This window comes from Streptomyces sp. NPDC094448 (genome assembly GCF_044763775.1).
Classification (GTDB): domain Bacteria; phylum Actinomycetota; class Actinomycetes; order Streptomycetales; family Streptomycetaceae; genus Streptomyces.
Window position 1 is genome coordinate 43,809 of sequence record NZ_JBIWGU010000008.1, and the last position, 25,180, is coordinate 68,988.

23 protein-coding genes and 1 pseudogene are annotated in these 25,180 nt (G+C 70.4%); 14 read left to right on the forward strand and 10 right to left on the reverse strand.

Features of this window, described 5'->3' with window-relative positions:
- Positions 1-144: 144 nt before the first annotated feature.
- Positions 145-1,077: a L,D-transpeptidase family protein gene (locus ACIQ9E_RS16740; protein WP_403707502.1), complete on the forward strand. Its 933-nt coding sequence runs from the start codon at positions 145-147 to the stop codon at positions 1,075-1,077.
- Between the two features lie 312 nt (positions 1,078-1,389).
- Here ACIQ9E_RS16740 and ACIQ9E_RS16745 read toward each other — a convergent pair whose 3' ends face one another.
- The 5 genes from ACIQ9E_RS16745 to ACIQ9E_RS16765 form a co-directional block, all read right to left on the reverse strand.
- Positions 1,390-2,628 carry a hypothetical protein gene (locus ACIQ9E_RS16745; protein WP_403707504.1) on the reverse strand — a complete coding sequence of 413 codons (1,239 nt, stop codon included), beginning with the start codon at positions 2,626-2,628 and terminating at the stop codon, positions 1,390-1,392.
- Positions 2,628-3,443, reverse strand: a complete 816-nt coding sequence (locus tag ACIQ9E_RS16750) for an RNA polymerase sigma factor (protein WP_403707506.1) — start codon at positions 3,441-3,443, stop codon at positions 2,628-2,630. The genes ACIQ9E_RS16745 and ACIQ9E_RS16750 overlap by 1 nt, the downstream gene beginning before the upstream one ends.
- A gap of 461 nt (positions 3,444-3,904) precedes the next feature.
- On the reverse strand, positions 3,905-5,311 hold the full coding sequence (locus tag ACIQ9E_RS16755) for a glycoside hydrolase family 26 protein (RefSeq protein WP_403707508.1): 1,407 nt from the start codon (positions 5,309-5,311) through the stop codon (positions 3,905-3,907).
- Positions 5,312-5,450: 139 nt separating this feature from the next.
- Positions 5,451-5,705 carry a DUF397 domain-containing protein gene (locus ACIQ9E_RS16760; RefSeq protein ID WP_403707510.1) on the reverse strand — a complete coding sequence of 85 codons (255 nt, stop codon included), beginning with the start codon at positions 5,703-5,705 and terminating at the stop codon, positions 5,451-5,453.
- Complete coding sequence (locus tag ACIQ9E_RS16765; RefSeq protein WP_403707512.1) at positions 5,702-6,571, reverse strand: helix-turn-helix domain-containing protein; 870 nt, start codon at positions 6,569-6,571, stop codon at positions 5,702-5,704. The genes ACIQ9E_RS16760 and ACIQ9E_RS16765 overlap by 4 nt, the downstream gene beginning before the upstream one ends.
- A 673-nt stretch (positions 6,572-7,244) precedes the next feature.
- On the opposite strand from ACIQ9E_RS16765, the gene ACIQ9E_RS16770 reads away from it, so the two are divergent.
- The 4 genes from ACIQ9E_RS16770 to ACIQ9E_RS16785 all read left to right on the forward strand — a co-directional run bounded on the left by ACIQ9E_RS16770 (position 7,245) and on the right by ACIQ9E_RS16785 (position 9,909).
- On the forward strand, positions 7,245-7,424 hold the full coding sequence (locus tag ACIQ9E_RS16770) for a hypothetical protein (RefSeq protein ID WP_403707514.1): 180 nt from the start codon (positions 7,245-7,247) through the stop codon (positions 7,422-7,424).
- Between the two features lie 346 nt (positions 7,425-7,770).
- Entirely contained in the window at positions 7,771-8,892 is a 1,122-nt protein-coding gene (locus tag ACIQ9E_RS16775; protein WP_403707516.1) for a radical SAM protein, read from the forward strand.
- Entirely contained in the window at positions 8,889-9,023 is a 135-nt protein-coding gene (locus tag ACIQ9E_RS16780) for a hypothetical protein (RefSeq protein WP_403707518.1), read from the forward strand. Before ACIQ9E_RS16775 ends, ACIQ9E_RS16780 begins: the two co-directional genes overlap by 4 nt.
- A gap of 70 nt (positions 9,024-9,093) precedes the next feature.
- On the forward strand, positions 9,094-9,909 hold the full coding sequence (locus ACIQ9E_RS16785; RefSeq protein WP_403707520.1) for an aminoglycoside phosphotransferase: 816 nt from the start codon (positions 9,094-9,096) through the stop codon (positions 9,907-9,909).
- A gap of 234 nt (positions 9,910-10,143) precedes the next feature.
- On the opposite strand, the gene ACIQ9E_RS16790 is transcribed toward ACIQ9E_RS16785, so the two are convergent.
- The 3 genes from ACIQ9E_RS16790 to ACIQ9E_RS16800 form a co-directional block, all read right to left on the reverse strand.
- Entirely contained in the window at positions 10,144-10,752 is a 609-nt protein-coding gene (locus ACIQ9E_RS16790; protein WP_403707522.1) for a hypothetical protein, read from the reverse strand.
- A 330-nt stretch (positions 10,753-11,082) separates the two neighbouring features.
- A complete protein-coding gene (locus ACIQ9E_RS16795) occupies positions 11,083-12,009 on the reverse strand; it encodes a DUF4328 domain-containing protein (RefSeq protein WP_403707524.1) in 927 nt (308 codons plus the stop codon).
- A 274-nt stretch (positions 12,010-12,283) separates the two neighbouring features.
- Positions 12,284-13,912: a glycoside hydrolase family 20 protein gene (locus ACIQ9E_RS16800; RefSeq protein ID WP_403708124.1), complete on the reverse strand. Its 1,629-nt coding sequence runs from the start codon at positions 13,910-13,912 to the stop codon at positions 12,284-12,286.
- Positions 13,913-14,170: 258 nt separating this feature from the next.
- Between ACIQ9E_RS16800 and ACIQ9E_RS16805 the strand changes: the two genes are divergently transcribed.
- The 6 genes from ACIQ9E_RS16805 to ACIQ9E_RS16830 all read left to right on the forward strand — a co-directional run bounded on the left by ACIQ9E_RS16805 (position 14,171) and on the right by ACIQ9E_RS16830 (position 19,706).
- Complete coding sequence (locus tag ACIQ9E_RS16805) at positions 14,171-14,953, forward strand: 2-oxo-4-hydroxy-4-carboxy-5-ureidoimidazoline decarboxylase (protein ID WP_403707526.1); 783 nt, start codon at positions 14,171-14,173, stop codon at positions 14,951-14,953.
- 442 nt (positions 14,954-15,395) lie between these two features.
- On the forward strand, positions 15,396-15,776 hold the full coding sequence (sdhC, locus tag ACIQ9E_RS16810; protein WP_078902167.1) for a succinate dehydrogenase, cytochrome b556 subunit: 381 nt from the start codon (positions 15,396-15,398) through the stop codon (positions 15,774-15,776).
- A 7-nt stretch (positions 15,777-15,783) separates the two neighbouring features.
- Positions 15,784-16,269 carry a succinate dehydrogenase hydrophobic membrane anchor subunit gene (locus ACIQ9E_RS16815; RefSeq protein ID WP_006347092.1) on the forward strand — a complete coding sequence of 162 codons (486 nt, stop codon included), beginning with the start codon at positions 15,784-15,786 and terminating at the stop codon, positions 16,267-16,269.
- A 21-nt stretch (positions 16,270-16,290) separates the two neighbouring features.
- The gene (gene sdhA, locus ACIQ9E_RS16820) at positions 16,291-18,045 is read left to right on the forward strand and encodes a succinate dehydrogenase flavoprotein subunit (RefSeq protein WP_403707528.1); all 1,755 of its coding nucleotides are present in this window, start codon (positions 16,291-16,293) and stop codon (positions 18,043-18,045) included.
- A complete protein-coding gene (locus ACIQ9E_RS16825) occupies positions 18,045-18,803 on the forward strand; it encodes a succinate dehydrogenase iron-sulfur subunit (RefSeq protein ID WP_403707530.1) in 759 nt (252 codons plus the stop codon). The genes sdhA and ACIQ9E_RS16825 overlap by 1 nt, the downstream gene beginning before the upstream one ends.
- A gap of 294 nt (positions 18,804-19,097) precedes the next feature.
- Complete coding sequence (locus tag ACIQ9E_RS16830; RefSeq protein ID WP_403707532.1) at positions 19,098-19,706, forward strand: hypothetical protein; 609 nt, start codon at positions 19,098-19,100, stop codon at positions 19,704-19,706.
- A gap of 87 nt (positions 19,707-19,793) precedes the next feature.
- Here the strand turns inward: ACIQ9E_RS16830 and ACIQ9E_RS16835 are convergent, their stop codons facing one another.
- On the reverse strand, positions 19,794-20,573 hold the full coding sequence (locus tag ACIQ9E_RS16835) for an alpha/beta fold hydrolase (RefSeq protein ID WP_403707534.1): 780 nt from the start codon (positions 20,571-20,573) through the stop codon (positions 19,794-19,796).
- A 182-nt stretch (positions 20,574-20,755) separates the two neighbouring features.
- Between ACIQ9E_RS16835 and ACIQ9E_RS16840 the strand changes: the two are divergent.
- From ACIQ9E_RS16840 to ACIQ9E_RS16850, 3 genes and pseudogenes are all read left to right on the forward strand, one after another.
- Positions 20,756-21,190: pseudogene (locus tag ACIQ9E_RS16840) on the forward strand (hypothetical protein); the annotation flags it as partial.
- Positions 21,191-21,315: 125 nt separating this feature from the next.
- On the forward strand, positions 21,316-21,798 hold the full coding sequence (locus ACIQ9E_RS16845) for a thiol-disulfide oxidoreductase DCC family protein (protein WP_403707536.1): 483 nt from the start codon (positions 21,316-21,318) through the stop codon (positions 21,796-21,798).
- A gap of 11 nt (positions 21,799-21,809) precedes the next feature.
- Positions 21,810-22,721: a TetR/AcrR family transcriptional regulator gene (locus ACIQ9E_RS16850; protein ID WP_403707538.1), complete on the forward strand. Its 912-nt coding sequence runs from the start codon at positions 21,810-21,812 to the stop codon at positions 22,719-22,721.
- A 38-nt stretch (positions 22,722-22,759) separates the two neighbouring features.
- Here ACIQ9E_RS16850 and ACIQ9E_RS16855 read toward each other — a convergent pair whose 3' ends face one another.
- Complete coding sequence (locus ACIQ9E_RS16855; protein ID WP_403707540.1) at positions 22,760-25,012, reverse strand: MMPL family transporter; 2,253 nt, start codon at positions 25,010-25,012, stop codon at positions 22,760-22,762.
- Positions 25,013-25,180: the final 168 nt, after the last annotated feature.

The window sequence follows — 25,180 nt, forward strand, 5'->3', positions numbered from 1 at the left end:
TCGCTTCCTCAGTGGTCGCGGGGTGTCGTTTTCGTCCCGTCGTCCCCATGATGCTGAGGAACCCGCAACCCGGCAGGCCGGGCGGGCATCCTCGGAAGAGGAAAACCCAGGGGTACGGCGGGTACGGCGACGCAGGGGGACGGGATGACGAGCAGGGCCGTTGTACGCAGGACACTGGCCGCGGCCGCGGTACTGGCGCTCGCCACAGGCTGCTCGGCGCGGGCCGCGGACCGGTCACCCGGTGCGGCCGGCCCCGGGCCGGGCGACGCGGTCTCCGCCGTACCGTCACCGTCGGACGACGGCCGCACCGGAGACGAGCGCACGGCACCGTCCGAACGGCCCGCTCCGGCCCCCGGGACGACGAAGGTGAAGAAGGAAGAGAAGGAAGAGGAGGAAGGGGCGAAGGAGAAGGAGGGGGAAGCGGAGGTACGGGAGTCGGGCGCCGCGGTGCTGATGCGGCAGGGCGACCAGGGTGAGCGGGTACGCGAGCTTCAGGCCCGGCTGGCGCAGATCGGCTGGTTCGACACCAACCCCAGCGGTTTCTACGGAACGGTCACCGCCGCCTCGGTCCGCGGCTTCCAGGACAAGCGGGGACTGCCGTCGACCGGCTCCGTCACCACGGTCACCTGGGACAGGCTGCTCGGTATGACCAAACGGCCGACCCGGGCCGAACTCGACGGCAGGACCGTCGACAAGCCGAAGGCAAAACCGGACCCGCGCTGCCTCGACGGCCGGGTGCTCTGCATCAGCAAGACGACCCGCACCCTGTCGTGGATCGTGGACGGCGCGGTCCGGTCGACGATGGACGTCCGCTTCGGCTCGCAGTACACCCCGACCCGTGAAGGCGTGTTCAGCGTCTTCCTGAAGTCCCGCGACCACGTCTCGACCCTGTACGACACCCCGATGCCGTACGCCCTCTTCTTCAGCGGCGGCCAGGCGGTCCACTACTCCGCCGAATTCGCCGCCGACGGCTACCGGGGCGCTTCGCACGGCTGCGTCAACGTCCGGGACCGGGCGGCCGTCGCCGCGCTCTTCGACCAGGTCCGCACCGGTGACAAGGTCGTCGTCCACTGGTGACGAACAACCGGTGACCGTCGGCCGGGGAGGCGGAAGAAGGGGCGCGGGCGGGACCGGGGGAACGTGTCCCGCCCGCGCCGGTGCGCCAAGCCGTAGGTACGGGGGGAACCCCCGGCTTTATGGCGCTCGCCGATGACCAGTCGGCTCACTCTCTACAGCGCCACGGTGCTCGGAAATGTCACAGCACCACGAACATCATCGGAAAATCGCAGCTCCGGGGCGGGCGGGAGGGGCGATCACTCCCGTTGGGGAGTGGGGCTGTTGGGGTCCTGCCCGGGGGTGGCGGCCGTCGCGCGCGGCCGCCCCGGACCGTCAGACCAGCATCGTCGGCGGCAGTTCGGCGGGGGCGATGGTGATGCCGGTGCTGCCGGTCGCGCCCGTACCGGTACCGGATCCGCTCGTCGTGTCCGTCCGGCCGGGGATCCTGCCCCACTGCTCCGTGGTGCTCTGTGCGCCCCGGCCCTGCCCGGCTTTGAGATCGCCGCCGCGGTGGTGGGGCGGTCCGCCGCGGCCGTGTCCGTTGGCGTTTCCGTTGCCCAGTCCGGGCCGGGAGTCCTGGGCGCCGACGCCACCGCCCTGGATTCCCTGGAGGCCGCCCCGGGCACCGCCCGGACCGCCGTTCCCCTTGCCCTTGCCCTTCCCGTTCCCCTTGCCCTTGCCCGTACCGCCGCCGTTGGCGTTACCGGCTCCGTTCCCCTTGCCCTTCCCGTTTCCGGCGCCGTTGGCCTGGCCCTGGCTGCCGCGGCTCACTCCGCCGCCCGCCCCCGGATGGGTATCCGTGCCCGCGCCCAGTACCGCCCCGCAGTACGCCGGCACCTGCGCCGGGCCCTTGGCCATCCGCTCCAGCAGCGCCCGCACCTGGGGCCGGGGCGCCCCGGCCCGGTACTCGCGGCAGGCCTTGAACAGCCGCTGGGGGAAGACACCCTTCACCCCGGGCTTCGGCGGGGCGCCGATGCCTGTGCCCTCGACCGGCCGCACGGAGGATGAACTGGGTGTTCCGGTCATACCGGGCGGCGCCACCTCGGGTGCCGGGCCGGCGGGAGTACGGGGGGTGGCGTCAGGCAGCTCGCCGGGACCGGCGGAGACGGACGTACCCGTCGCCGAAGGACCGGCTCCGTCGAAGGGGGAGGGCAGGAAGTCCGCGCCCGACGCGACGGCGACCCCGCCGAAGGCGAATCCGGCCACGACGGCCACGACCCCGAGCCGGAACGGGGCGCTCAGCTTCCCCCGGTATCCACCCCTGCGGGGCCGGCGCGATTCCCGGACGGCCCCGGGGGCTCGGCGTGCCAGCCGGACGACTCCCGGCTCGGAGGCCCCACCGGCGGCCGCGGCACGGAAGGCGGCCAACGCGGCGGCCTCACCGGGCAGTTCGCCCCCGGGATGCTGTGCGCCTCCGGCCTCCGGGGCGGCGACCGAACGCAGCGCCCCGGCCAGCCGGGCGGCCTCGGCACGTGCGGGTTCGCCGAGTTCGCCGAAGTCACAGACCGGTTCGCCGCGCATCAGACGCTCCGCCGTCACCTGGTCGAGCCACTCGTTCCGGTCGTCGGCCATCACATGTCCTTCTGCGTCCGCCACCAGGAATGCGTCACACCGGCGGACGCCGTGGCCCCCTGGTCCCGGCTGCGCTGCGGAGGTACGCCGTCGAGGCTGCGGGCAGCCCGGTCGGCGGGGCCGGGCGCGGGGCGGGCCGAGTCGCTCAGCCCGTCGGCCCCGGCCGGGTCCGCGGGAGCGCGCGCGGCGCCGCGGGACGGTCTCCCGGGGTGGCGGGGCGGACTGGACGACTGCCCCGAAGGGTCCGGACTGACGCCCTCCGCATCGTCGGCGCCGAGCAGCTCGGCCAGCCGCTTCAGCCCGCGGTGAGCGGCGGTACGGACGGCCCCCGGGCGTTTGCCGAGGGTCTGTGCGGCGCTCTTGGCGTCGAGCCCGACGACGACCCGCAGCACCACCGCCTCGGCCTGGTCCTGGGGCAGCTGGGCGATGAGCGCCATGGTGGTCCCGGTGGAGAGCGCCTCCATCGCCTCGCCGGCGGTGTCGGATTCGGCGGCCCGGCCGGTCAGCTCGGACTCGTCGCCGCCGACGGCGGGGCGGCGGCCCCGCATCCGGATGTGGTCGAGCGCCCGGTTGCGGGCGATCCGCGCGGCCCAGCCGCGGAACCGGTCCGCGTCGCCGCTGAACCGTCCGAGGTCACGGGCTATCTGGAGCCATGCCTCGGATGTCACGTCTTCGGCGTCCGGCTCGCCGACGAGCGTCCGTACATAACCGAGCAGCCGCGGGTGCACCGCACGGTACACAGAACGGAACGCGCACTCGTCCCCGTTCTGTGCCGCGAGCACCGCGGTGGTCAGCTCCGCGTCGTCCCCCAGCACAACCTCTACCTGTACCTGTTCGGATTCGCTGGTCAGTGCTGTACCGCTCTGCCCTGAGCACTCCTACGAGACCAGCACGCTACGTCGTGGCAAGGCGCCCCGTCCATGGTTTGTACAACTTGCAACAATATTCCGGACGAGTCTGTACGGAAGGGCTGTGACAGAAATGGCCCGCCCGGCGCAGAGTGGGTTACGGGGCCGTACCGCGGACCCTGCGGACGACGGCCGGGGCCTCTCCTGTGGGGGGTGGTGGTCCCGGTCGTCTCCGTGTTTCTACGGCTGCGAGCTGCGGCGATGCCCTGTCCGGCGGCCCGGCGACAACCGTGTGGCCCGTGCGCCGAGCGCTGTCCGCGGCCTTCCCGGGACCGCTGCTCCCGACCGCGCCCGACGCGATCCCCGGGGGGCGCTCGGCGGCGCGACCGCGTGAGGGGTGTCTCACGGGTACGGGCGCCCGGACCGGGTCAGTGGCCGTGGATCGAACCCCAGTCGAAGTTCTGGCCGTAGCCCGTGCCGGACCCCCCGGTCCAGACCTGGCCGCCGGCGTAGTAGGTGGCCTTGACGTCCGCGTTCGAGTTCCTTGAGGTGAGCCGATCCCCCCAGACGTTCCAGATCACCCATGGGCTGGCGTCGAGCGCGTTGGTGGCGGGGGCGGTGTCCGTACGGGCGGTGATCGGGACGTATCCGGTCTCGGCGAGCATGCGGGGCTTGGCGTAGTCGACCAGCCCCCGGTAGTAGATGTTGGTGTAGTCCGGGCTCTCGGGCGTACCGCCCCCGGAGCCGTACCGGGCGTTGTAGTCGTCGACGGCGACGACATCCACCCGATCCGCGCCCGGGTAGTAGCTCCAGGGCACGTTGCTGCCGTTGGGGGTCCAGGCGTTGGGGGACCATACGAAGATCAGGTTGTGGAGGCCCCTGGTCTTGACGAGGTAGTCGTACGTGATCGCCCACAGCTTCTTGTACGAGGCCGGCGTCTTGCCGCCCCACCAGAACCAGGCGCCGTTCATCTCGTGGTACGGGCGCAGCAGCACCGGGATGTCGTAAGCGGCGAAGTAGGAGAGGTTGGCCGCGAGTATCTCCAGGTCGGCCAGGAGCGCCCGGTACTGCGGGGTGTCGGCGGCCCAGTCGACGACCAGGTCGAACCACGCCTGGTCGGTGGTGATCGTGGCGGGCGGGTAGCCGGCGACGTCGCCGGGGCGCCGGCCCGCGACCTGGGTGAGGACCTGGCTGAAGTCCTTCAGCGACGAACCCGGATAGGGCTGGTGGAAGCTGAGTCCGACCATTCCGGCCGCGGCCCCGCCGTTGGCGATCTGGAAGGCCCGGCCGTCGACACCGGTCATGGTGCCGCTGGGGTTGTAGGTGCCGTCCGCGGGGCGGGGCAGGCCCTTCCAGATGCCGAAGGCGAGGTCGACGGCGTCGTCGACGTACCGCCACTGCCGCTGCCCCGAGGGGAGGTCCAGGTGCTGGTTGTAGGAGCGCGGGGTGTGGATGCCCCAGCCGTTGCCGCTGCCGTATCCGGGTCCCAGGTCGATCTCGACGAAACCCGGCAGCTTGCCGGTGACGGCCCGCGCCTTGTTGTAGTAGTAGCCGACGAAGGTGGCACCGCCGGTGTCGCCGTACTGCGGGTTGTAGAGCTCGTTCTGGGCTTCTATGTGCTGCCCGATGATCGTCCTCGGTGCGTTTCCGGCGCGCGCGGCGTTCTCCGAGGCGACCAGGTGGGCGTACACGGCGCGGGCGTTCAGTGATGCCTGGGGGTCGCGGGTGGTGAGCTCCGGGCTGATCGGGGGCGCGGCGGCATTCGCGGTGGCAGAGGGCACGACGGCCACGAAGGCGGCGGCGCCGGAGGTGGCAAGGAGGGTTCGTCTGAGCATGGTTCAGCTCTCCCCGCCGGACGGTCCGGCGATGCCGCCCGGCACGGACCGGTCGGCTTGCACCGCGTGATGCCGCTGCCGGTGGCCCACCCGGTATCACGGGTGCACCACCAGCAGCCTCGGCGACGAACCGGACGGTCTACGAGCGCGGAACCGAGCAGCAGTCGGTTTGAGCGAAACCGGCAATGAAGGCCGAGAAGGCGACGGAATCAAAAAGAAGCACAGGGCCGGTCGCATTCTTCGAGTCGCGAACTATGACACCGTTCAGGTCGATGCCGCTTGCCGAACACTCCGCAACCTCCACACAGTTTCCCTCACCGGCACTGGCACTCGCCTTGCGCCACTTGACTCCGGGGAAATCCTTCGCGAGGAGCACCGGCCTGGACTTGTTCATCTGTAGTACCTCTTCTCCATTCCTTGCAGAAAAGCCAGCGAATCATCGGTTGACAACGCGGCACCAACGATGCGTCCGAAGGCGTCGTCGAACAACCGGATCTCGTCACCTTCGGCGTAGCTGGTTCCCTTCAGATTCTCAATCTGCACGACCCCGGGCAGGGGCTGGGCGAACCCGAAGAGACTGAAGCCGCCCGCTCCACCCGGGTGCGGCGTGGCATCGAGCGGCATGACCTGAAGGGTGATTCCGGGGACCTCGGTCGTTTCGATGAGGCGCCGGATCTGGTCTCGCATCGTCTCCGGCCGACTGGCAAACCTCTGATGCAGGGCCGCCTCACCGATGACCGCAACGTAGCGCAGGGGCTCGCCGCCCGGACGGCTGAGGACCGATTGCCGGGCCACTCGGACCTCCGAGAGGGCATGAACCTCTTGCGGAGTCCGGGTGAGAGCGTGCGCCGCAATGGTTTCGCGAGCGTAAGCAGGGGTCTGGAGTAGCCCGGGCACGAGATAGGGCGACCACTCTCGAATGCCCTCGGCATCCGCCTCCAGGGCGATGAGGTCCGCATAGGACGATGCCACCACATCGCTGTACGAGGTCCACCAACCCTTTCTGCCTGCATCCTTCGCCATTGCCACCAATGCGACAACCGCCGCTTCCTCGGTCACCCCGTAGAGCGCGAGCAGAGGTGCAACATCCTTCGGCTGAAGCGCCGCCTTGGCATGCTCGATCCGCGACAGCTTGCCCGGGTCCCAGCCCATGGCCCTGGCCGCCGCCTCTGCGCTCATGCCGGCGTCGTTGCGGTAGCGCCGAACCTGGCTTCCGAGCCTTCGCCTGCGAACAGTTGGAACCAGGGGGATGGTCGGCATCGCGGACTCACTCTCTCGCTTGATTGATGGTCTCTCAACCGGCGGGTGTATCGCACCCCCTTGAGGGTGTGGAACGTCCTCATCCGGGTGCGGGCGACGGGCAATCGGGGTCGGCACTCTCCCACTCGGGTGGGGAGCTCGACCATTCGGGCACCCCATGAATGCGAACAACCATACTTCACTTGGGGATTGACACCCCAAGCTTGCAACCTTCGTTCTGCGCATGCACACTCGTCATGACGGTCCGTAACTCTGCGGAATCGCCGGATTCCCCTGCGTGGGCAACCTCCCGCATCCCGGGTGCCCTCCCGGCAGGCCCTGGTCCCGGCCGCATCTGAGAGCGAAAACCCCTTCGACCCTTTCCGAGGCCGACATGACAACACGCCAAAGCAGCACCCCACTGACACCGTTAGGCGAGGGGGCCACCGACTCCATCCGCGCCAAAGCGGTGGGCACTCACGGTTACACCCGGCGCCTTCCCCTCTCGCCGGCCGTTGCGCACCAGGCCCGTTCCCTGGTCTCCACCGCCTTGAGCGCATGGGGTCTGTCAGGGCTGGAGCAAGACGGGACGCAAGTCGTTACCGAGCTCGTGGCGAACGTCGTCCGTCACACGAGATGCCTTCAGTTGACACTCGGCGTGGAACGGCGTGGCGGGGACACCGTAAGGATCGGCGTGGCCGACGAGTCCCACGCTCTACCGAAGGAGCGCCCCTCCTGCGAGACCGATGTGACAGGCCGCGGCCTCCGCATCATTGGTGAGTTGAGCCGCGCCTGGGGCTGCGAGAAGAAGCACTGGGGAAAGATCGTGTGGGCGGATCTGGTCGCGTCCCCTACCACTGAGCATGAAAGCTGATCGTGCCGCCTCACGACAGCTCGAAGGAACTGGAAGCAACCGCCCTGGATCCGCCGGGCAATTCTCGGAACTTCGACGGCCGCCGTTGGGAATCAGGACTTTGCTGGCTCTATTGCCGCCGTCCGGACGTACCCGTGATCTGGATAGGTCCCGTGTCTGCAGCAGGCAGGACATCCGCTATGTACGCATGCCGACACTGCATTGCCGAAATTGAGTTCATGGTGGACCGCGAGGTCGAGCGCACCGATTCCCTCGACTCTTGACCCCATCCCCTGCCACCACAGTTTCCGAACCTGCGTGCAGCAACGTGTAACCGCCCGTACCCGCACGAGAGGAAGTCCGAACGGTGCATCAGCTCATAGCGGCCCAGCAGGGCCCTCGGTACATCGTGGCTCGCCCCGGAGCGCCCGGCGGTGTTCTGATTCCCGCCGCACAGTTCCACACGCTGAAGTCAGCAGCGGAGAGCCGGGCTCCGGTCCCGGCATGGCTGTGCGACAAGGCCGAGGCCGCCTGGGGACTCGACATCGGCGGGCAGGCAACCGTCGAGACCGTCCTCATCCGGCCCGTCTCCATGCTCGGGTACAGCCGGGCCACATGGGAGATCAACAAGGGCTGCAACTTCAACTGCGAGCACTGCTATCTCGCGCAGCGCACCTTCGAGGGCCTGAATTGGGACGACAAGAAGCGGCTCCTGCACATCATTCGGGACTCGGGAGCCCTATGGCTCCAGTTCACCGGCGGCGAACCCACCATCGACCGTGACTTCCACCGCGCCTGGGCGTACGCGTCTCGGCTCGGCCTGCTCCTTGACCTGCTCACGAATGGATCGCGGCTTCACGATCCAAGGATCATCGACCTCCTGTGCTCCCATCCTCCGCAGAAGGTCGTGGTCTCCCTCTACGGCGCGAGCAAGGAATCCGCAGGAGCGGTCACCCGCACACCCAGAGCGTTCGATCTGGTCATGCGCGGGCTGAGCGCAGTACGGAACGCGGGCATCGCCGTCGAGATCGCGCTCGTCGTCACCAAGGACAACACCCACGAACTCGATGCCATGCGCAAGATCGCCCATGAATACGCACGGTCGTACAAGGAGTACGCGAGCATTTCGCCGACCTACGACGGCCGACCCGATCCGCTGGCTACTCAGGCTCCCGGTCATGGAGACCGCACTCCCGTCTTCACCGGCTGCCCGGCAGGGCGCACCTTCTTCCATGCCGACCCCTGGGGCAAGGCCACCATGTGCAAGGTCGGACGCGAGAATCCGATCGACCTCATGTGCGAAGGCGTCCACGGCCTCATGCGCCTTCCCGGCATCGCTGATGCCCAAATGCTTCGCACCGGAGAGTGCCGGGGCTGCACGCTCTCGGGAACCTGCCGGGTCTGCCGCCCCATGGCCAAGGCTTTCCAGGCAGCGAAGGCACCACTCGAAAGGTACTGCCAACACGGAAGGAAGGACAACCAAGCATGACGTTCCCCGTCGAGATCAGCATTTCTCCGGCCCCGGCCGGAGAACCGCTTGAGGCCGTCGTTGTCGACGATCTCGAAGCTCTTGCCTCCGACGCGGCCACCGGCTGTGGCGACGACAACCCCTACAACTGAAATGTGACAACCGGCGCCGGGCCCGTCAGGAAGGCGGGCCCGGCGCCCCTCTTTATGACACGGTGCCTCTGTGGCTACCGCGCGCATCCCTCTCGAAGATCTGCCCGCCGGCCGTGTGACCGCGCTCGCCCAGCGGCTCGGGCCCATCATCGGCATCACCAACGCCTCGGGCGGGCTCAACTCCGATGTCGCTGCCCGCGTCCTCACATCCCAAGGCGCTTTCTATGTCAAGGGAATGCGTACGGACCATCCACGGGTATGGACCCAGGCCCGTGAAGCGTCGGTCAATTCACTGGTTGCCGAATCGGCCGGGCCGACCCTCCGCTGGCGCGAGGTCGCGGACGGCTGGGACCTGAACGTTTTCGACGCGATCGACGGACACCATGCCGACTACCGTCCAGGCTCGGTCGACCTCCCCTTGGTGGCTCGTCTCCTGACCCACCTGTCCACCGTGCAGGCCGACGAGGGGCTTGAGCTGCGTCTCGCCGAGCAACGGCTCGGCAGCTACGTGGAATCGACCTCGGACCTCGAATATTTCCGCGGGAACACCCTGTGCCACACCGACCTCAACAACGAGAACGTCATCGTCGCCGATGGACGGGCCCGACTGGTCGACTGGGCCTGGGCCACCCGCGGAGCCGCCTGGCTGGATGCCGCGTACTGGGTCATCTGGCTCATCGCGGCTGGCCGACACCGACCATTCGCGGCGGAACGGACGGCCCAGCGGATTCCCGCGTTCCGTAATGCACCGGATGCTGCCGTCACTGCCTTCGCCGTGGCCAACGCCAACCTCTGGTCCGAGATCACCGCCGGGGAGTCCGACCCCTGGACAGCACGGGTAGACGCAGCGGCCCAAGCCTGGCTCAGGCACCGCAGAGAGCTGTGAATCAGATGCTGCAGAGGGTGAAGAGATCGACGACGAGGAGGTCGTCACTGCGGTCGACCAGGCCGGTAAGAGGCCCATCGACGTCATCCGGCTTACCCAGCAGGCCTCCCTGACTCTTCTGTACACATCGACTGCGACGGATTCCGTCGAAGTGGACTTAGACGGATTCCGTCGTACTGGAGTTACTCGCCGGGAGCCAGTCCCAGCCTTGGGAATCCCGCACCCCGCTCCGGTTCAGGCGCGGCCGGTGCCGCGGGCGCGGCGGGAGAGGGCGGCGGACAGGACGCGGCGGCCCTCGGTGGCCGCGTTCAGGGCCTGGCGGAGTCCGGACGGGCCCTCGCCCGCGGCCAGCAGTTCCAGCATCCGGATCTGCCGCCGCAGCTCACCCGTGGAGAGCGGGTCGACGGCCGGGGTCGCGGGGTCGTCGAGGGGGCCGGCGCCGAGGCGGCGGTGGAGGGCGAGGGCGGTGACGGAGCAGTCGCCCGCCCAGGCCCGCAGCGGGGCCGCCGACCAGGCCGCGGGGGCGGTGTCCAGCATGGCGCGTACGGCGTCGGCCGCGTCGAGACCCGCCGCGCCGTCCGCCTCCGCCGGGTCCGCACCGGCCCCGGTGTCCCGCTCCGGCGGGCCCTTCAGCAGCTCCCGCGCTTCCGCGAGGCGTACGGCCCAGTGGGCCGGGCCGTTGGCGAGGCCGGCCCACAGCGGGCGCAGCGCCTCCGGACCCGCGACCTCGTCACCGAGGAGCGGAAGGCAGCGTTCCAGACAGGCCACCCCGCTCGCGGCCAGGGCGCGTTCATCGGCACGCACCATGAGTTCTCTCAGGTCACTCAGGTCTTCGGACGTCACCGGACGCCTCCCATCGCGGCATCGGCCGCTCACTCCATCAGCGCACTGGTGGCGCAAACTACTCTCTCCGGAGGGGGAAAAGCCATGGCCCGAACGGGCCGGGGCGGTCGTCCGGCGGGGGCGGGGTGATGGCGTACCCCGCTGCTCCTCCGCCAACTCGGCCCGGATCGTACACACTTACGCCGGGCCTCTGTTACATTCGGGCCACCCGGAGAGTGGCTTGCGGATGCCTTGTGACACTCCGTTCGAGCCCCCGGGGACGCGGTGTGGGCCCGCACTCCCCCGGGCGGGCCCGCACTGCCGGGCCCGCCCCGGCCTCGCGGCGGTGCGTCAGCGCATCCCGGGCATCGGCGGCACCGGCGGCATAGGGGAATGCAGAGCCATGGCTCCCGCGGCCGCCTTTTCCGCCTGCATACCCGTGATCTTCCGTACGACGAGGATCGCCAGGACGGCCGCGGCGATATTGACGATGTCGGCGGTCATCAGCCATCCGGCGCCGGAGGCCAGTTCGTCGTGCGTCTTCGCCTCGTCGTAGCGCTGGAAGCCGACCTGCCAGGTCAGCAGTCCGAGCACATAGAAAATCCACCAGACGGTGAGAATCGTGGGCCGCTGCGCGGCGCCGCCCTCGGGCAGGCTCCGCCGGCTCCCGTTCCAGACGGCTCCCGCGACCAGACGCGGAATCACCAGGCCGGCGAAGGGGATGAACCAGCCGCCGACCGCCCAGCCACGGCCCCATTTCGTGTCATCGGGTGCGAAGACGGCCGCGTTGCCGCGGGCCACGGCGAACCAGATGATGAAGAGAACACCGGTGACCAGGAGCGCCAGCCCCTTGAGCAGGGTCGCGATCATCATCATGTCGTCCGCGTCGTCGGCCTCGGCCTGGGTGACGGAGAACGGCGAACTCCGGAAGTCGTCCGCCAGCTCCTGCATGCCCAACGAGGCACCGATCGCGAAGAGGTCGACGAGGGCGCCGATGCAGAGCAGCACGATCACCGCGTACGCGAGCCCCCAGGGCGCCTTGACCGGGCGGGCCGGCGGGACGAAGGCGGGGGCGGTTCCGTACTGCGGCGGGGCGGGGTAGGCCGGAGCGCCGTATCCGGGGGCCGCGGGCGGGGGCGGCACGGGAGCGCCGCCGTAGCCGGGCCCCGGCTGCGCGGGGCCGGACTGTCCGGCGATCGTGGCGCCGGCCGCGCACTGCGCGCACAACCCCTGCCCGGTCGCGGCGGTATTCCGTTGGCAGATGGAACAGAGAGTCATGGCTCCGGCCCCCCAGAGAGCAACAGCGGTACGACAAGGAGCGCCGGGAACGGGAGCGGTACGCGGACGGCACCAGCCGAACGCCAAGGCCGTTTCCCCCGGACGACACGCTGTCTTCCGGCCACGGGCGTGTGCGGACGGTACGCCCCGGAGCGGCTCGGCGTCCAAACGGAATCCCCGCCGCGCCGTGATACGGCGGCCCGGGACCGGTGCCTCCCGAGAACGCGGCCGCCCTCGGAGGCGCATGAAAACAGAACCGACAACCGCGGCAGTGTCAGGATCCGGCCACGCGTCGGGCCAGTGCCTCGAACTCAGGCCAGCTCCGTGCCGGGGCCCGCTCGTCCCATACCTTCTGGGCGGTCGCCGCCAGCGGCAGCGCGATTCCGCGGGCCACCTGTTCCGCTGTCTGCGCGCCCGCCAGATCGCACCAGACGGCGAACCGGGCGCCGAGTATCCGCTCCTCGTACCGTCCGGGCACCGGCCGGGTGCCGCGCAGCACCAGCGGGGTCCACTCCTCGTAGATCCGGCGGCCGGTGGGATAGGTGAAGTCGTTGGGCTCGCCGAGGACGTAGTAGAGGTACTCGTCGTTGAGGTTCACCACCGGACGTCCCTCCTCCAGATACTCCTCCGGCGGCCGGGCCCCGATCTCCTTGCCCGTCCAGTACTCGACCTGGACATCCTGGTCGACGGCGACCCGGCCGCCGCGGAAGAAGCCGTCGTTCCACGCCTTGGGCACCCGGCCGAGGGAGCGCACCACGGCCGCCCGGTCGTTCACCCACTGGGTGGCCAGATCCGCCACCCGTCCCGCCGGGCCGTACCGTTCCCGGGCCAGGGCCGCCAGCGCCGGGAAGGACGCCTCGGGGTTCTTCCTGGTCAGCGCCTGGTATTCGTCACCGCCGAGATGCCAGTAGCGGCCGTCGAACAGCTCCGCGTACTCCCTGAGGAGTTCGTCGACGAGCCGGGCGGACGCCGGGTTCCCGATATCGACGGCCCCGGGCACCGGCCGTCCGGCCGCGTCCTTGAGCCGGAGTCCGGGATGGGCCTTCAGCACCGCGCCGAGATGGCCGGGGGAGTCGATCTCCGGAATCACGGTGATGTGGAGGGACGCGGCGAGCGCCAGGATCCGGCGTACCTCGGCCTTGATCAGCCGCTCCGCCGATACGACCTCGGGGTGGGTCGTGGACTCGATACGGAACCCCTGGTCGTCGGAGAAGTGGAGCCCGAACTGGTTGATCTTCAGATCCGCCGCCTCGCGCAGCCGGTCCTCTATCCATTGCGCGCTGAACGGTTTGCGGGCGATGTCCACCATCAGCCCGCGCTGGGGCCGGGCAGGAGCGTCGGTGACGGTGCCCTCCGGGACCACTCCCCCGGAGCGCAGCGCCTGTTTCACGGTCCGGGTGCCGTAGAAGACCCCGGCCTCGTCGCGGCCGGTGATCAGGGTCCGGCCGCTGCCGGTCGTGATGGTGTACGACTCGGGTCCGCCCGCGGCTCCCGCGTCCACCGCGAGTTCGATATCACCGGTCCGTACGGGGGCGGTGCCCGCGTAGGGGATCCCCAGCTCCCGGGCGAGCAGTCCGGCCTCGTCGGCGAGCCGCCCGGCCCCCGGGGCGACGACGACCCGGGAGCCGGGGCCGGGCTTCCAGCCGGGGCCGCGGCCGGGGTCGTGCCGGGCGACCGCGGGCACGGTCGCGGGCGCCGTCGACAGCGGCCGGCGGGAGTCCGTACCGGGCGACGGCGGCCCCGGCACGGTCGGCGACGGGGACGGTGAAACGGAGGGCCGTGCGGATCCGGCACCGGAATCCGGGCCGCCTGCCCCGGATTCCGTGCACCCGCCCAAGGCGAGGGCGAGGAGTACGGCCCCGAGGGCCGTGTCCCGGATCGGTCGGCCCCGCCGTCGCTCCACGGATACCGCGTTGCCTATCACTCCGCCGCCTCCTGCCTCATCCGTCCGCACCCCGCTCGGCCGTCCGGTCGCCCGTGCGTCCCACGACCGTTCATTCCTCGTCGCCCATTCGGTCAGGAGCGTCAAGATCTGCCCATGTTCCGTCCATCACATGGTCTGAAACCCTCCCGTCCGGGTGAAAATCGCGCATCCGTCGGACGTCCACTCGTACACCTGGATAGCGTTGTGTCCCATTCGCCCCTCCCTCACCAGCACTCGATGACGCTCACGGCACCCCCTGCCGTTCTCCGCCCCGAGGAGCCCACGCTGTTCAGCGACGCCGAAACCGGGACCGGTCTGCCGGATGCCCTGCGGGGGCCCCGGGCGGTCTTACCCGCCCAGGCCACCGGCAGCCCCCGGGCCACGGGCGGACCGCGGGACACCGGGGCGCCCCGGTGCACGGGCGGCGCTCCGCACCAGATTCGGACGGCCGGGGGCGTACGGCCACCGGAGAGCGCGCCGGACGGGCACCGGACCCCGGCGGGGGTGACCCGGCTCAACCAGGCACCGCAGGAGGAGGCCGTCGCCGCGCTGCTCGCCTGCTGCGGCAGCACCCGCTGGGCCGAGCGGGTGGCCGCCCACCGCCCGTACCCGGACACCGGCGCCCTGCTGGCCGCCGCCGACGAGGCGAGCTACGACCTCGGCCCCGGCGATCTGACCGAGGCGCTGGCCGACGAGTACCCCGCCGGCCCGCATCCGGACGCCGCCCCGGGTCCGCACGTCCTGAGGGCGCTGGCCGCCGCGCAGGACGCCTACGAGGCCAGGTTCGGGCACACGTTCGTGATCAGCTTCGACGGCTACCGGCCGGACGAGCAGGTGGACCAGGTCCTCGCGGACATCCGGCTGCGGCTGACCCATGAACCGGAACACGAGCGGGAGATCGCAGCCGAGCAGCTCCGCAGACTCGCCCGGACGCGGCTGCGGCAGCTCGCCGCCGTGGGTACGGAACCGGAGCCGCGGCCGTGGAACGGTCCCGCGGCACCGGGCCGCCGCGCCCGGTAAGTCGCATTGGTTCCTTGAGCCGCATAAGTCCGGTGAGTTCCATAAGCCCCGCGAGTGGCGAGTCCGGTGGATCTGCCGCGCCCGGTGCACCAGTGCCCGCCGGCAACCCGCCGCGCCCGGTGGACCGGTCCGCCCCTGCCCCTCCCCCGGACGGACGCACTCCGCCCGACCGGGCCGCAGGTGTCCGGCAACCCGCCGTCCGGCGCGGCCCCGCGCCCCCGGCCACCCGCCCGGAGAGGGCTTCCGGGGCCGTTCCGCACCCCCCTCCTGCGTAGTCCGTCCGTGGCTCTTTGATTGCCGGTTTGATCACACCGGAGGACCCCGCGCGAACGAACCGACAAAGCGTCGCTACGATGGCCGGGGCCGGTGGACCGTACCCGGCCGGGCCAGACCGACAACCCAAGCCGGCAGGCCCCAGTCCCCGCTCCCGGAGGGTTCTTCCGTGCCGGCTGGAACGCTGTACCGCGGCCGGGAAGGAATGTGGTCCTGGGTGGCTCATCGAGTCACCGGCGTCCTCATCTTCTTCTTCCTGTTCGTTCATGTGCTGGACACCGCTCTCGTCCGCGTCTCGCCAGAGGACTACGACAAGGTCGTGGCCGTCTACAAGACGCCGATCGTCGCCCTGCTCGAATACGGCCTGGTGGCCGCCGTCCTCTTCCACGCGCTCAACGGCCTCCGGGTCATCGCCGTGGACTTCTGGTCGAAGGGTCCGCGCTACCAGAAGCAGATGCTCTGGACCGTGATGGGCATCTGGATCGTGCTGATGGCGGGCGCCCTGTACCCCGTCCTCGGTCACGCCGCACGCGAAGTCTTCGGAGGCTGACGCCGGTATGTCTGCTGACACCTCTTCCGCGATCGGTCCCGTCGAGACCGGTCCGCAGTCCGACGGGTACGACGTCGACAACCCGGCGCCGCTGATCGAACCGCCGCGCAAGCGGACCGGGCGGACCCCGCGCTCCACCCGCGGCAACTTCGAGATGGCCGCCTGGCTGTTCATGCGCCTGTCCGGCGTGGTGCTCGTCGTCCTGGTCATCGGCCACCTGATCATCCAGCTGGTCCTCGACGGCGGCGTCTCCAAGATCGGCTTCGCGTTTGTCGCGGGCCGCTGGGCGTCCCCGTTCTGGCAGGTCTGGGACCTGCTGATGCTCTGGCTCGCGATGCTGCACGGCGCCAACGGCCTGCGTACCGTCATCAACGACTACGCCGAGCGCCCGAACACGCGACTGTGGCTCAAGGGCCTGCTGTACACCGCCACGGTGTTCACCATCCTGCTGGGCACGCTGGTGATCTTCACCTTCGACCCGAACATCCGCTAGAGCCGGGGCTGACGACACCTCATGAAGATCCACAAGTACGACACCGTCATCGTCGGCGCCGGTGGCGCGGGCATGCGCGCGGCCATCGAGGCCACCAAGCGCAGCCGTACGGCGGTGCTGACCAAGCTCTACCCCACCCGCTCCCACACGGGCGCCGCGCAGGGCGGTATGGCCGCCGCGCTGGCGAACGTGGAGGAGGACAACTGGGAGTGGCACACCTTCGACACGGTCAAGGGCGGTGACTACCTGGTCGACCAGGACGCCGCCGAGATCCTGGCGAAGGAGGCCATCGACGCCGTCCTCGACCTGGAGAAGATGGGCCTGCCGTTCAACCGGACCCCGGACGGCACCATCGACCAGCGCCGCTTCGGCGGGCACTCCCGCAACCACGGCGAGGCCCCGGTCCGCCGGTCCTGCTATGCCGCGGACCGCACCGGCCACATGATCCTCCAGACGCTGTACCAGAACTGCGTCAAGGAGGGCGTGGAGTTCTTCAACGAGTTCTACGTGCTCGACCAGCTCATCACCGAGGTCGACGGGGTCAAGCACTCCGCCGGTGTGGTGGCCTACGAGCTGGCGACCGGCGAGATCCACGTCTTCCAGGCGAAGGCCGTGATCTACGCCTCCGGCGGCACCGGCAAGTTCTTCAAGGTGACCTCCAACGCGCACACCCTCACCGGCGACGGCCAGGCGGCCTGCTACCGGCGCGGGCTGCCGCTGGAGGACATGGAGTTCTTCCAGTTCCACCCGACGGGCATCTGGCGCATGGGCATCCTGCTCACGGAGGGCGCCCGCGGTGAGGGCGGCATCCTGCGCAACAAGGACGGCGAACGCTTCATGGAGAAGTACGCGCCCGTCATGAAGGACCTCGCCTCCCGCGACGTGGTCTCCCGCTCCATCTACACGGAGATCCGCGAGGGCCGCGGCTGCGGTCCCGACGGCGACCACGTCTACCTCGACCTGACGCACCTCCCGCCGGAGCAGCTCGACGCCAAGCTGCCCGACATCACGGAGTTCGCGCGGACCTACCTCGGTATCGAGCCCTACACGGACCCGATTCCGATCCAGCCGACCGCGCACTACGCGATGGGCGGCATCCCGACCAACGTCGAGGGCGAGGTGCTGGCCGACAACACCACCGTCGTGCCGGGCCTGTACGCCGCCGGCGAGGTCGCCTGCGTCTCCGTGCACGGCGCCAACCGCCTGGGCACCAACTCGCTGCTCGACATCAACGTCTTCGGACGCCGCTCCGGTATCGCCGCCGCCGAGTACTCGGCGAAGGCCGACTTCGTCGAGCTGCCGGAGAACCCGGCCGAACTGGTCGAGGGCCTGATCGAGGGCCTGCGCGAGTCCACGGGCAACGAGCGGGTCGCGGACATCCGCCGCGAGCTGCAGGAGACCATGGACGCCAACGTCATGGTGTTCCGCACCGAGCAGACCATCAAGACGGCCGTCGAGAAGATCGCCGAGCTGCGCGAGCGCTACAAGAACGTGTCCGTCCAGGACAAGGGCAAGCGCTTCAACACGGATCTGCTGGAGGCCGTGGAGCTGGGCAACCTGCTGGAGCTGGCCGAGGTCATGGCCGTGTCCGCGCTGGCGCGCAAGGAGTCCCGCGGCGGTCACTACCGCGAGGACTACCCCAACCGCGACGACGTCAACTTCATGCGTCACACCATGGCGTACCGCGAGGTCGGCGAGGACGGCTCCGAGACCGTCCGGCTCGACTACAAGCCGGTCGTCCAGACCCGCTACCAGCCGATGGAGCGTAAGTACTGATGGCTACCCCGACCCTGGACAAGGTGGAGGCGGAGGCGGCCTCCACGGACCTCATCACCGTCACGTTCCGGATCCGCCGGTTCAACCCGGAGATCTCCGAGCACGCGGTCTGGGAGGACTTCGAGCTGGAGATCGACCCCAAGGAGCGGGTCCTCGACGGGCTCCACAAGATCAAGTGGGACCTCGACGGCACGCTGACGTTCCGCCGGTCGTGCGCCCACGGCATCTGCGGTTCCGACGCGATGCGGATCAACGGCAAGAACAGGCTCGCCTGCAAGACGCTGATCAAGGACATCAACCCCGAGAAGCCGATCACGGTCGAGGCCATCAAGGGCCTGACGGTCCTCAAGGACCTGGTCGTGGACATGGAGCCGTTCTTCCAGGCGTACCGGGACGTCATGCCGTTCCTGGTCACCAAGGGGAACGAGCCCACCCGGGAGCGGCGCCAGTCCGCCGAGGACCGGGAGCGCTTCGACGACACCACCAAGTGCATCCTGTGCGCGGCGTGCACCACGTCGTGCCCGGTGTTCTGGAACGACGGGCAGTACTTCGGCCCGGCGGCGATCGTCAACGCGCACCGCTTCATCTTCGACTCGCGTGACGAGGCCGGGGAGCAGCGGCTGGAGATCCTCAACGACAAGGACGGCGTCTGGCGCTGCCGTACGACCTTCAACTGCACGGACGCCTGTCCGCGCGGTATCGAGGTCACCAAGGCGATCCAGGAAGTGAAGCGGGCGCTGATCACCCGCCGCTACTGACAGCGTGTCCGGGCAGAGGCCCCGTACCCCCGTTTCCGCGGGCGGTACGGGGCCTCTGCCGTATCCCGGCCGGATCGTGCCGGGCCGGGCGGTGCGGGGGGAGCGTCGGCCGGTCGGGGCGATGGGGGCGGGCCCGCCGGACGCGTCCGCCTACCCGTTCGGCCGTACCTCTTCCGTCGTACCCGTCCCGGAAATGTCCCGGAAATGTCCCCGATGTTGCCCGGACGGCCTTCACCCGGAGGGGAGGCCTTGAGAGGATTCACCGAGTCGAACACTGGGAAGCGGGGAACCGGCATGAACCTGCCCGATCCGAACCAGCACCCGGGCCCGGTCCCGGATCCGCAGCCGTACCCCGGCCCGGCACCCGTATCGGGCGAGCCGGAGTACCACTGGGGTCCGGACACCCCACCCGGTACACCGGCCTACGGCTATCCCGCCCCCGGCTACGGCTATCCGGGCCCCTTCGGCTACGACCCGACGCAGCCCGGTATGCCGGTTCCGGCCGGGCCGCCCCCGGGCGCCGGGGTGGCCGCGGCGGGGATGGCCGGCGCCGGAATGCCCCTGGTGTCGATCGGTGACATCACGGTCCTGCACGACACGATCGTCACTCCGTCGGGGAGCATGCCGCTGCGGGGCTCGGTCTGGAACGTCACGGACCTGTCCCGGACGGAGGAGAAGATCCCGCCCTACGCCATCGCGCTGGCCGTCGTCCTCTCCCTCTTCACCTGTCTGCTGTCGCTGTTCTTCCTGCTCATCAAGGAGAAGAAGACCACCGGCTATATCCAGGCCACCGTCACCGGCGGCGGTCTGCACCACGCCACGGTGGTCCCGGCCTACAACGCCCACACCATCCAGCACGTCATGAGCCAGGTGAACTACGCGCGGTCGATCAGCGCGATCTGACCGGGACAGCGGGGCCGGGGCACCGGGGCCGGGGGCCGGGGCACCGACGGTCCGGCCGCCCCGCCCTGATGCGGCGGGCCCGGGGGTTCAGTCCGTCCGGCGGGCGGTCTCGGCGAGGAATCCCGCCAGCAGGGCCGTGATCTCGTCCGGGCGCTCCAGGCCCGGAAGGTGCCCCGCCCACGGCAGATGTTCCCGGCGGACGAGCGGCAGCAGCGCCGTCAGCCGGTCCGCCGCCTCCAGGAACTCGGGCAGATCGTGGGCGCCGGAGACCACCAGGGCGGGGGTCTCCAGGGCCGTCAGCGCCCCCGGATCGTAGTCGCCGGCGCCCCAGTGCTCACTGCCCGAGGCGAGCTGCATCCCATAGGCGTGCTCCTGCATCGCCGCCACGGCCTTGACGGTCGCCTCGTCCGCTTCGGGGCCGAGGAAGGTCCGGGCGGCCAGGAGGGCGCCTTCCTCCAGATCGCCCCGCTCGACGAGTTCGGCCTCCCGCTCCTCGAACCGGGTCGTCTCCGGACTGTCCGGGACTCCGGGCAGTCCGGCGCAGAGCAGCGCCAGGGCGGCTACCCGGCCGGGCGCGCGGACCGCGATCTCCAGCGCGGTCCGGCCGCCGTAGGAAGAGCCGACCAGGACGGCCCGGTCCATGCCCACGGCGTCCATCAGTTCCAGTACGTCCTCCGCGTCGCTGTAGGGCGCGTCCGCGCAGGGGCTGTCGCCGTAGCCGCGGAAGTCTCCGCGGACCAAGTGGTGTCCGGCCGCCGCGAGGGCTGCCCACTGGGCGTCCCACATCCGGCGGTCGCAGACCGTCGAGTGCAGCAGGACGACGTTCTGTGCGGAGCCCGGGGCACCGGCCGTGTCATAGGTGATCATCGCGCCGGACTCTACCCGGCGCCCGCGCCCGCGGTCCCGGGGATTTACCGCGGTCCTGCGCCCTCCCGCCGGGCCGCTCCCAACCCCCTTTCCGGAAGCACTCATTCCGCGTTGAACATGTTCAAAAAGAGGGCTATCTTTTCATCGTCCGCAATTTTGAACACGTTCAGAAGGGTCGGGGGATGGACCTCAACGTCGTCGGATACCTGATCTACCTGCCCATCAGCGTCGCGCTGACCATCTGGGTCGCCCGCACCCTCAGCCGCAACGGCCGGATCTTCCTCTCGGATGTGATGGGCGGCGACGAGAAGCTGGCCGAGGCGGTCAACCATCTGCTGGTGGTCGGCTTCTACCTGGTCAACCTGGGTTTCGTCGCCCTCTATCTGAAGATCGGACAGACCGTGCGCGATGCCAGGGAACTGTTCGACGCCCTGTCGGTGAAGCTCGGTGTGGTGCTGCTCGCCCTGGGCGTGCTGCATCTGACCAATGTCTACGTCCTCAACAGGATCCGGCGGCGCGGGCTGATGGAACGCGATTCGGTCCCGCCGGTCGCCGCCCAGGGCTGGACGGGCTACGGCAACCGGCCCATGGGCTGGGGGCCGCCCGTACCCGCCGGAGCGGCACCGGGCCGTGCCGCGCACTACCGCGGGCCCGGACCGCAGGAGCAGCCCCGGCCCCAGGCCCCGGGCAGGCCGCCCACGGCCGGACCCGAGGACGCGCCGCCGGTGCCCCCGGCCGGGCGGTGAGCCGCCGGGACGGCCGGGGCGGCCCGGTCCACCGGCTCCCGGTCCACCGGCTCACCGTCCTCTTCGACGCGGAGTGCGGACTCTGCGCCCACGTCCGGGACTGGCTGGCACGGCAGCGCCAACTCGTACCGCTGGACCTGGTGCCCGCCGGATCGGCCCTGGCGCGGGAGCTGTTCCCCGGCCTCGACCACCAGGCCACCCTGCGCCGGATCACGGTCGTCGGCGACCGGGGGCAGGTCTATACGGACGACGCCGCGTTCCTGGTCTGCCTGTGGGCGCTGGCCGACCACCGGGACAAGGCGGCCTGGCTGGTGTCCCCCGCCGGGAAGCCGTTCATCCGGGCCGCCGTGCTCGCCGCCTCCGCCTACCGGGAGTCCACGGGGGCGGCCGGCCGGGGGCTCGGCGGAACGTCCGGGGAGCCTGCCGGGAGCCCGGACGAGGGGTCGCCCTGTGACGACCGCTGTCCGCCACCCGGTTAGGCTCGGGCAGCGTGACCGACCGGAAGAACTCCCCCAGCGCCGCGCCCAAGAGCGAACAGACCCGCACCCTGATCCTCGAAACCGCGCTGCGGCTCTTCCAGGAGCGCGGTTACGACCGGACCACGATGCGGGCCATCGCCAAGGAGGCCGGGGTCTCGGTGGGGAACGCGTACTACTACTACGCGTCCAAGGAGCACCTGGTCCAGGGGTTCTACGACCGGATCGGGGCCGAGCACCGGGCCGCCGTACGCCCGCTGCTGGACACCGAGACCGATCTGGCGGCCCGGCTGTCGGGAGTGCTGAACGCCTGGCTGGACGTGGCGGAGCCGTACCACGAGTTCGCGGCCCAGTTCTTCAAGAACGCGGCCGATCCGGACTCCCCGCTCAGCCCCTTCTCGCCGGAGTCCGAGGATGCGCGGGAGGCGGCGATCGCGGTCCACCGGGAGGTGCTGGCCGGGGCGAAGACCAAGATCCCGGCCGAGCTGAAGGACCTGCTTCCGGAGATGATGTGGCTCTCGCAGATGGGCCTGGTGCTGTGCTGGGTCTTCGACCGCTCCGAGGGCCACGAGCGGAGCAGGCGGCTGGCGGACCAGGGGGCGCGGCTGACCACGCGGGGGATCGTCCTGGCCCGTTTCCGGGTGCTGCGGGGTCTGGTGGTCGACCTGCACGAGATGCTGACGGATCTGCTGCCGGGGATGGCGCAGGGGGTGGCGGCGCGCAGGGAGGCCGCGGACCGGAAGAAGTCGCCGCGGAAGACGGCAGCGAAGCGCACGGCGGAAGCGGGTACGGGCGAGAGCACGGAAGCGGGAGCGGAGGCGGAGGCGGTACGGGACGGGGCTGCGGGGGCTTGGAGGGCCGGGCCCTCCGTACGGGGGTACGGGGACGGGGGCGCTCCCGGCCGGGCCGCGCCCCCGTCCCCGTAGCCCCGTCCCCCCGTACCGGCGGTGAACCGGATCGTCCGCTACCGCCGTTCGGCGCCCACCGCGGTCATCGGCCCGGCCGCCGCGGCCTCATCCTGCCCCTGCCGCGGCGGCGGCACCGGAAGCGGGTCTTCCGCCGGCTCCACGGAGAACTGCGGCAGAATCCGGTCGAGGAAGCCGGGCAGCCACCAGTTGGCCCGTCCGAGCAGCTGCATGGCGGCCGGGACCAGGGCCGTCCGCAGGACGAAGGCGTCCAGGGCGACGGCGGCGGCCAGTCCGGCACCGACCATCGCGGCCTCCGTATCACCGCTGAAGACGAACGCCGCGAAGACACAGATCATGATCAGGGCCGCGGAGTTGATGACCCGGCTGGTCTCGGTGAGTCCGGTCCGTACCGCCCTGGCGTTGTCCCCGGTCCGTACCCACTCCTCGTGCATTCTGCTGACCAGAAACACCTGGTAGTCCATCGAGAGGCCGAAGAGCAGCGACAGCATGATCGCGGGGAGGAAGGCGGAGATCGGGCCCTCCTTGCCGAAGCCGATCAGCTCCGAGCCCCAGCCCCACTGGAAGACCGCGACCAGCACACCGAAGGACGCGGCCGCGGCGATCAGGTTCATCACGGCGGCCAGCAGCGGTACGCCCAGTGAGCGGAACGCGATCAGCAGCAGCAGACAGCCCAGGGCCACGACGGTGACGACGAAGTACGGCAACCGGTCCGTCGTGATCTCCGCGAAGTCCTTGAAGACGGCGGTCACTCCGCCGACATGGCCCGTCAGCCCGGACGGTGCGACGACGTCGGACCGCAAATCGTCGATCAGCCGGTAGGTCGCCTCGTCCTGCGGCGCCGTGGCCGGGACCACCCCGATCACCGAGACCCCCGTACCCGGCGGAACCGGCATGATCTCCGCCCGTACGACCCCCTTCATCGCCTTGGTCCGCTCGGCCAGCTCGGTCACCTCGGCGGGCGCGGCACCCTCGACGACGATCTGGAGCGGGCCGTTGAAGCCCGGTCCGAAGCCGTCGGCGAGCAGGTCGTACGCCTTCCGGGTGGTGGTGCTCTCGTGGTGGTTGCCGTGGTCGGTCGCGCCGAGGCGGAGGGAGAGCACCGGCAGCGCGAGGACCGTCATGACCAGCAGCGCCACCGCTCCGACGGCCCGGGGCCGCCGCTCGACGAACGCGGACCAGCGGGCCGCGGCACCACCGCTCGGGGCCTCTTCGGCCTCTTCCCCGGCGGAACCGGACGCGGACCGGGCAGCGGCGGGTGCCGTGTCCTGAAGCGCCCGCCGCTGCTTGCGGCTGAGCACCCGGATGCCGAGCAGCCCCAGCAGCGCGGGCAGCAGCGTGACGGCGGCCAGCACGCTCAGCACGACCGTCAGGGACGCGGCGATGACGATGCCGTTGAGGAAGCCGATGCCGGTGACCAGCATTCCGGCGAGCGCGATGCAGACCGTGGCGCCCGCGAACAGCACGGCCCGGCCCGAGGTGTTGAGCGCGGTGACCGCCGACTCCTCCGGCGGCCGCCCGTTCAGCAGCCCCCGGCGGTGCCGGGTGACGATGAAGAGGGCGTAGTCGATCCCGACACCGAGGCCGACGAGGGAGCCGATCAGCGGTGCGACGGTGGCCAGTTCGGTGCCGTTGCTGATCAGCCCGGTGAGTATCAGCCCGATGCCGACCCCGAACAGGGCGGTGACCAGCGGCAGCAGCATCGCGAACAGCGAACCGAAGGCGAGGAAGAGCACGATCGCGGCGGCCACGATGCCGACCAGCTCGGCGGTGCCGCCCGGCGGTCCGGCCGCGTGCACGATGGGCTGGCCGCCGAGTTCGACCCGCAGCCCGTCGCCGCGGGCGTCCTCGGCCCGCTCCATGACGGCTTCGACGAGTTCCTTCGGCACCTGTTCGGCGCGCTCGGTGAACACCACGGTGGCGTACGCGGAACGGCCGTCCGCACTGATCGCGCCCGCCCCGGCCGGAGTGTAGGGGCTGACGACCCTGCCGACGCCCTCCATGCCCGCGATCTCCGCCAGCGCGGGCTCCAGCTTCTCCCGTACCGCGGGATCGCGGGCCGACCCCTCGTCGGTGCGCCAGACGATCGTCGTCGGATCGCCCGAAGCATGCGGGAACGCGGAGACCATCAGGTCGTACGCCCGCCGGGAGTCGGTGTCCGGGAGGCTGAAGTCGTTGGTGTAGTCCGACCCCTTCACACTGCTCAGTACTCCCGGTCCGAGCAGCGCCACCACCCACAGCACCAGAACCACCAGCCTGTGCCGGTAGCACCAGCGTGCCAGAGACTCCACGATGTTCTTCCCTCCGCCGTTCTGTTCCCGTTGCCCCGTCGGTCCGTTGCCCCGTCGGTCCGTTGCCCCGTCGGTCCGTTGGCCAGTTGGCCCGTCGGCCCGCTGTCGGCCTCCGGGTGGCTTCAGCATCGGACGGAGCGCGGGCCCGCGGCGGCGTACGGCCCCGAC

What these genes read in the sequence shown, in the direction of transcription:
- ACIQ9E_RS16740 (WP_403707502.1), top strand. Translation starts at nt 145, where the DNA reads ATGACGAGCAGGGCCGTTGTACGCAGGACACTGGCCGCGGCCGCGGTA.
- ACIQ9E_RS16745 (WP_403707504.1), bottom strand. Translation starts at nt 2,628, where the DNA reads ATGGCCGACGACCGGAACGAGTGGCTCGACCAGGTGACGGCGGAGCGT.
- ACIQ9E_RS16755 (WP_403707508.1), bottom strand. Translation starts at nt 5,311, where the DNA reads ATGCTCAGACGAACCCTCCTTGCCACCTCCGGCGCCGCCGCCTTCGTG.
- ACIQ9E_RS16760 (WP_403707510.1), bottom strand. Translation starts at nt 5,705, where the DNA reads ATGAACAAGTCCAGGCCGGTGCTCCTCGCGAAGGATTTCCCCGGAGTC.
- ACIQ9E_RS16765 (WP_403707512.1), bottom strand. Translation starts at nt 6,571, where the DNA reads ATGCCGACCATCCCCCTGGTTCCAACTGTTCGCAGGCGAAGGCTCGGA.
- ACIQ9E_RS16780 (WP_403707518.1), top strand. Translation starts at nt 8,889, where the DNA reads ATGACGTTCCCCGTCGAGATCAGCATTTCTCCGGCCCCGGCCGGAGAA.
- ACIQ9E_RS16795 (WP_403707524.1), bottom strand. Translation starts at nt 12,009, where the DNA reads ATGACTCTCTGTTCCATCTGCCAACGGAATACCGCCGCGACCGGGCAG.
- ACIQ9E_RS16805 (WP_403707526.1), top strand. Translation starts at nt 14,171, where the DNA reads ATGACGCTCACGGCACCCCCTGCCGTTCTCCGCCCCGAGGAGCCCACG.
- ACIQ9E_RS16815 (WP_006347092.1), top strand. Translation starts at nt 15,784, where the DNA reads ATGTCTGCTGACACCTCTTCCGCGATCGGTCCCGTCGAGACCGGTCCG.
- sdhA (WP_403707528.1), top strand. Translation starts at nt 16,291, where the DNA reads ATGAAGATCCACAAGTACGACACCGTCATCGTCGGCGCCGGTGGCGCG.
- ACIQ9E_RS16825 (WP_403707530.1), top strand. Translation starts at nt 18,045, where the DNA reads ATGGCTACCCCGACCCTGGACAAGGTGGAGGCGGAGGCGGCCTCCACG.
- ACIQ9E_RS16830 (WP_403707532.1), top strand. Translation starts at nt 19,098, where the DNA reads ATGAACCTGCCCGATCCGAACCAGCACCCGGGCCCGGTCCCGGATCCG.
- ACIQ9E_RS16835 (WP_403707534.1), bottom strand. Translation starts at nt 20,573, where the DNA reads ATGATCACCTATGACACGGCCGGTGCCCCGGGCTCCGCACAGAACGTC.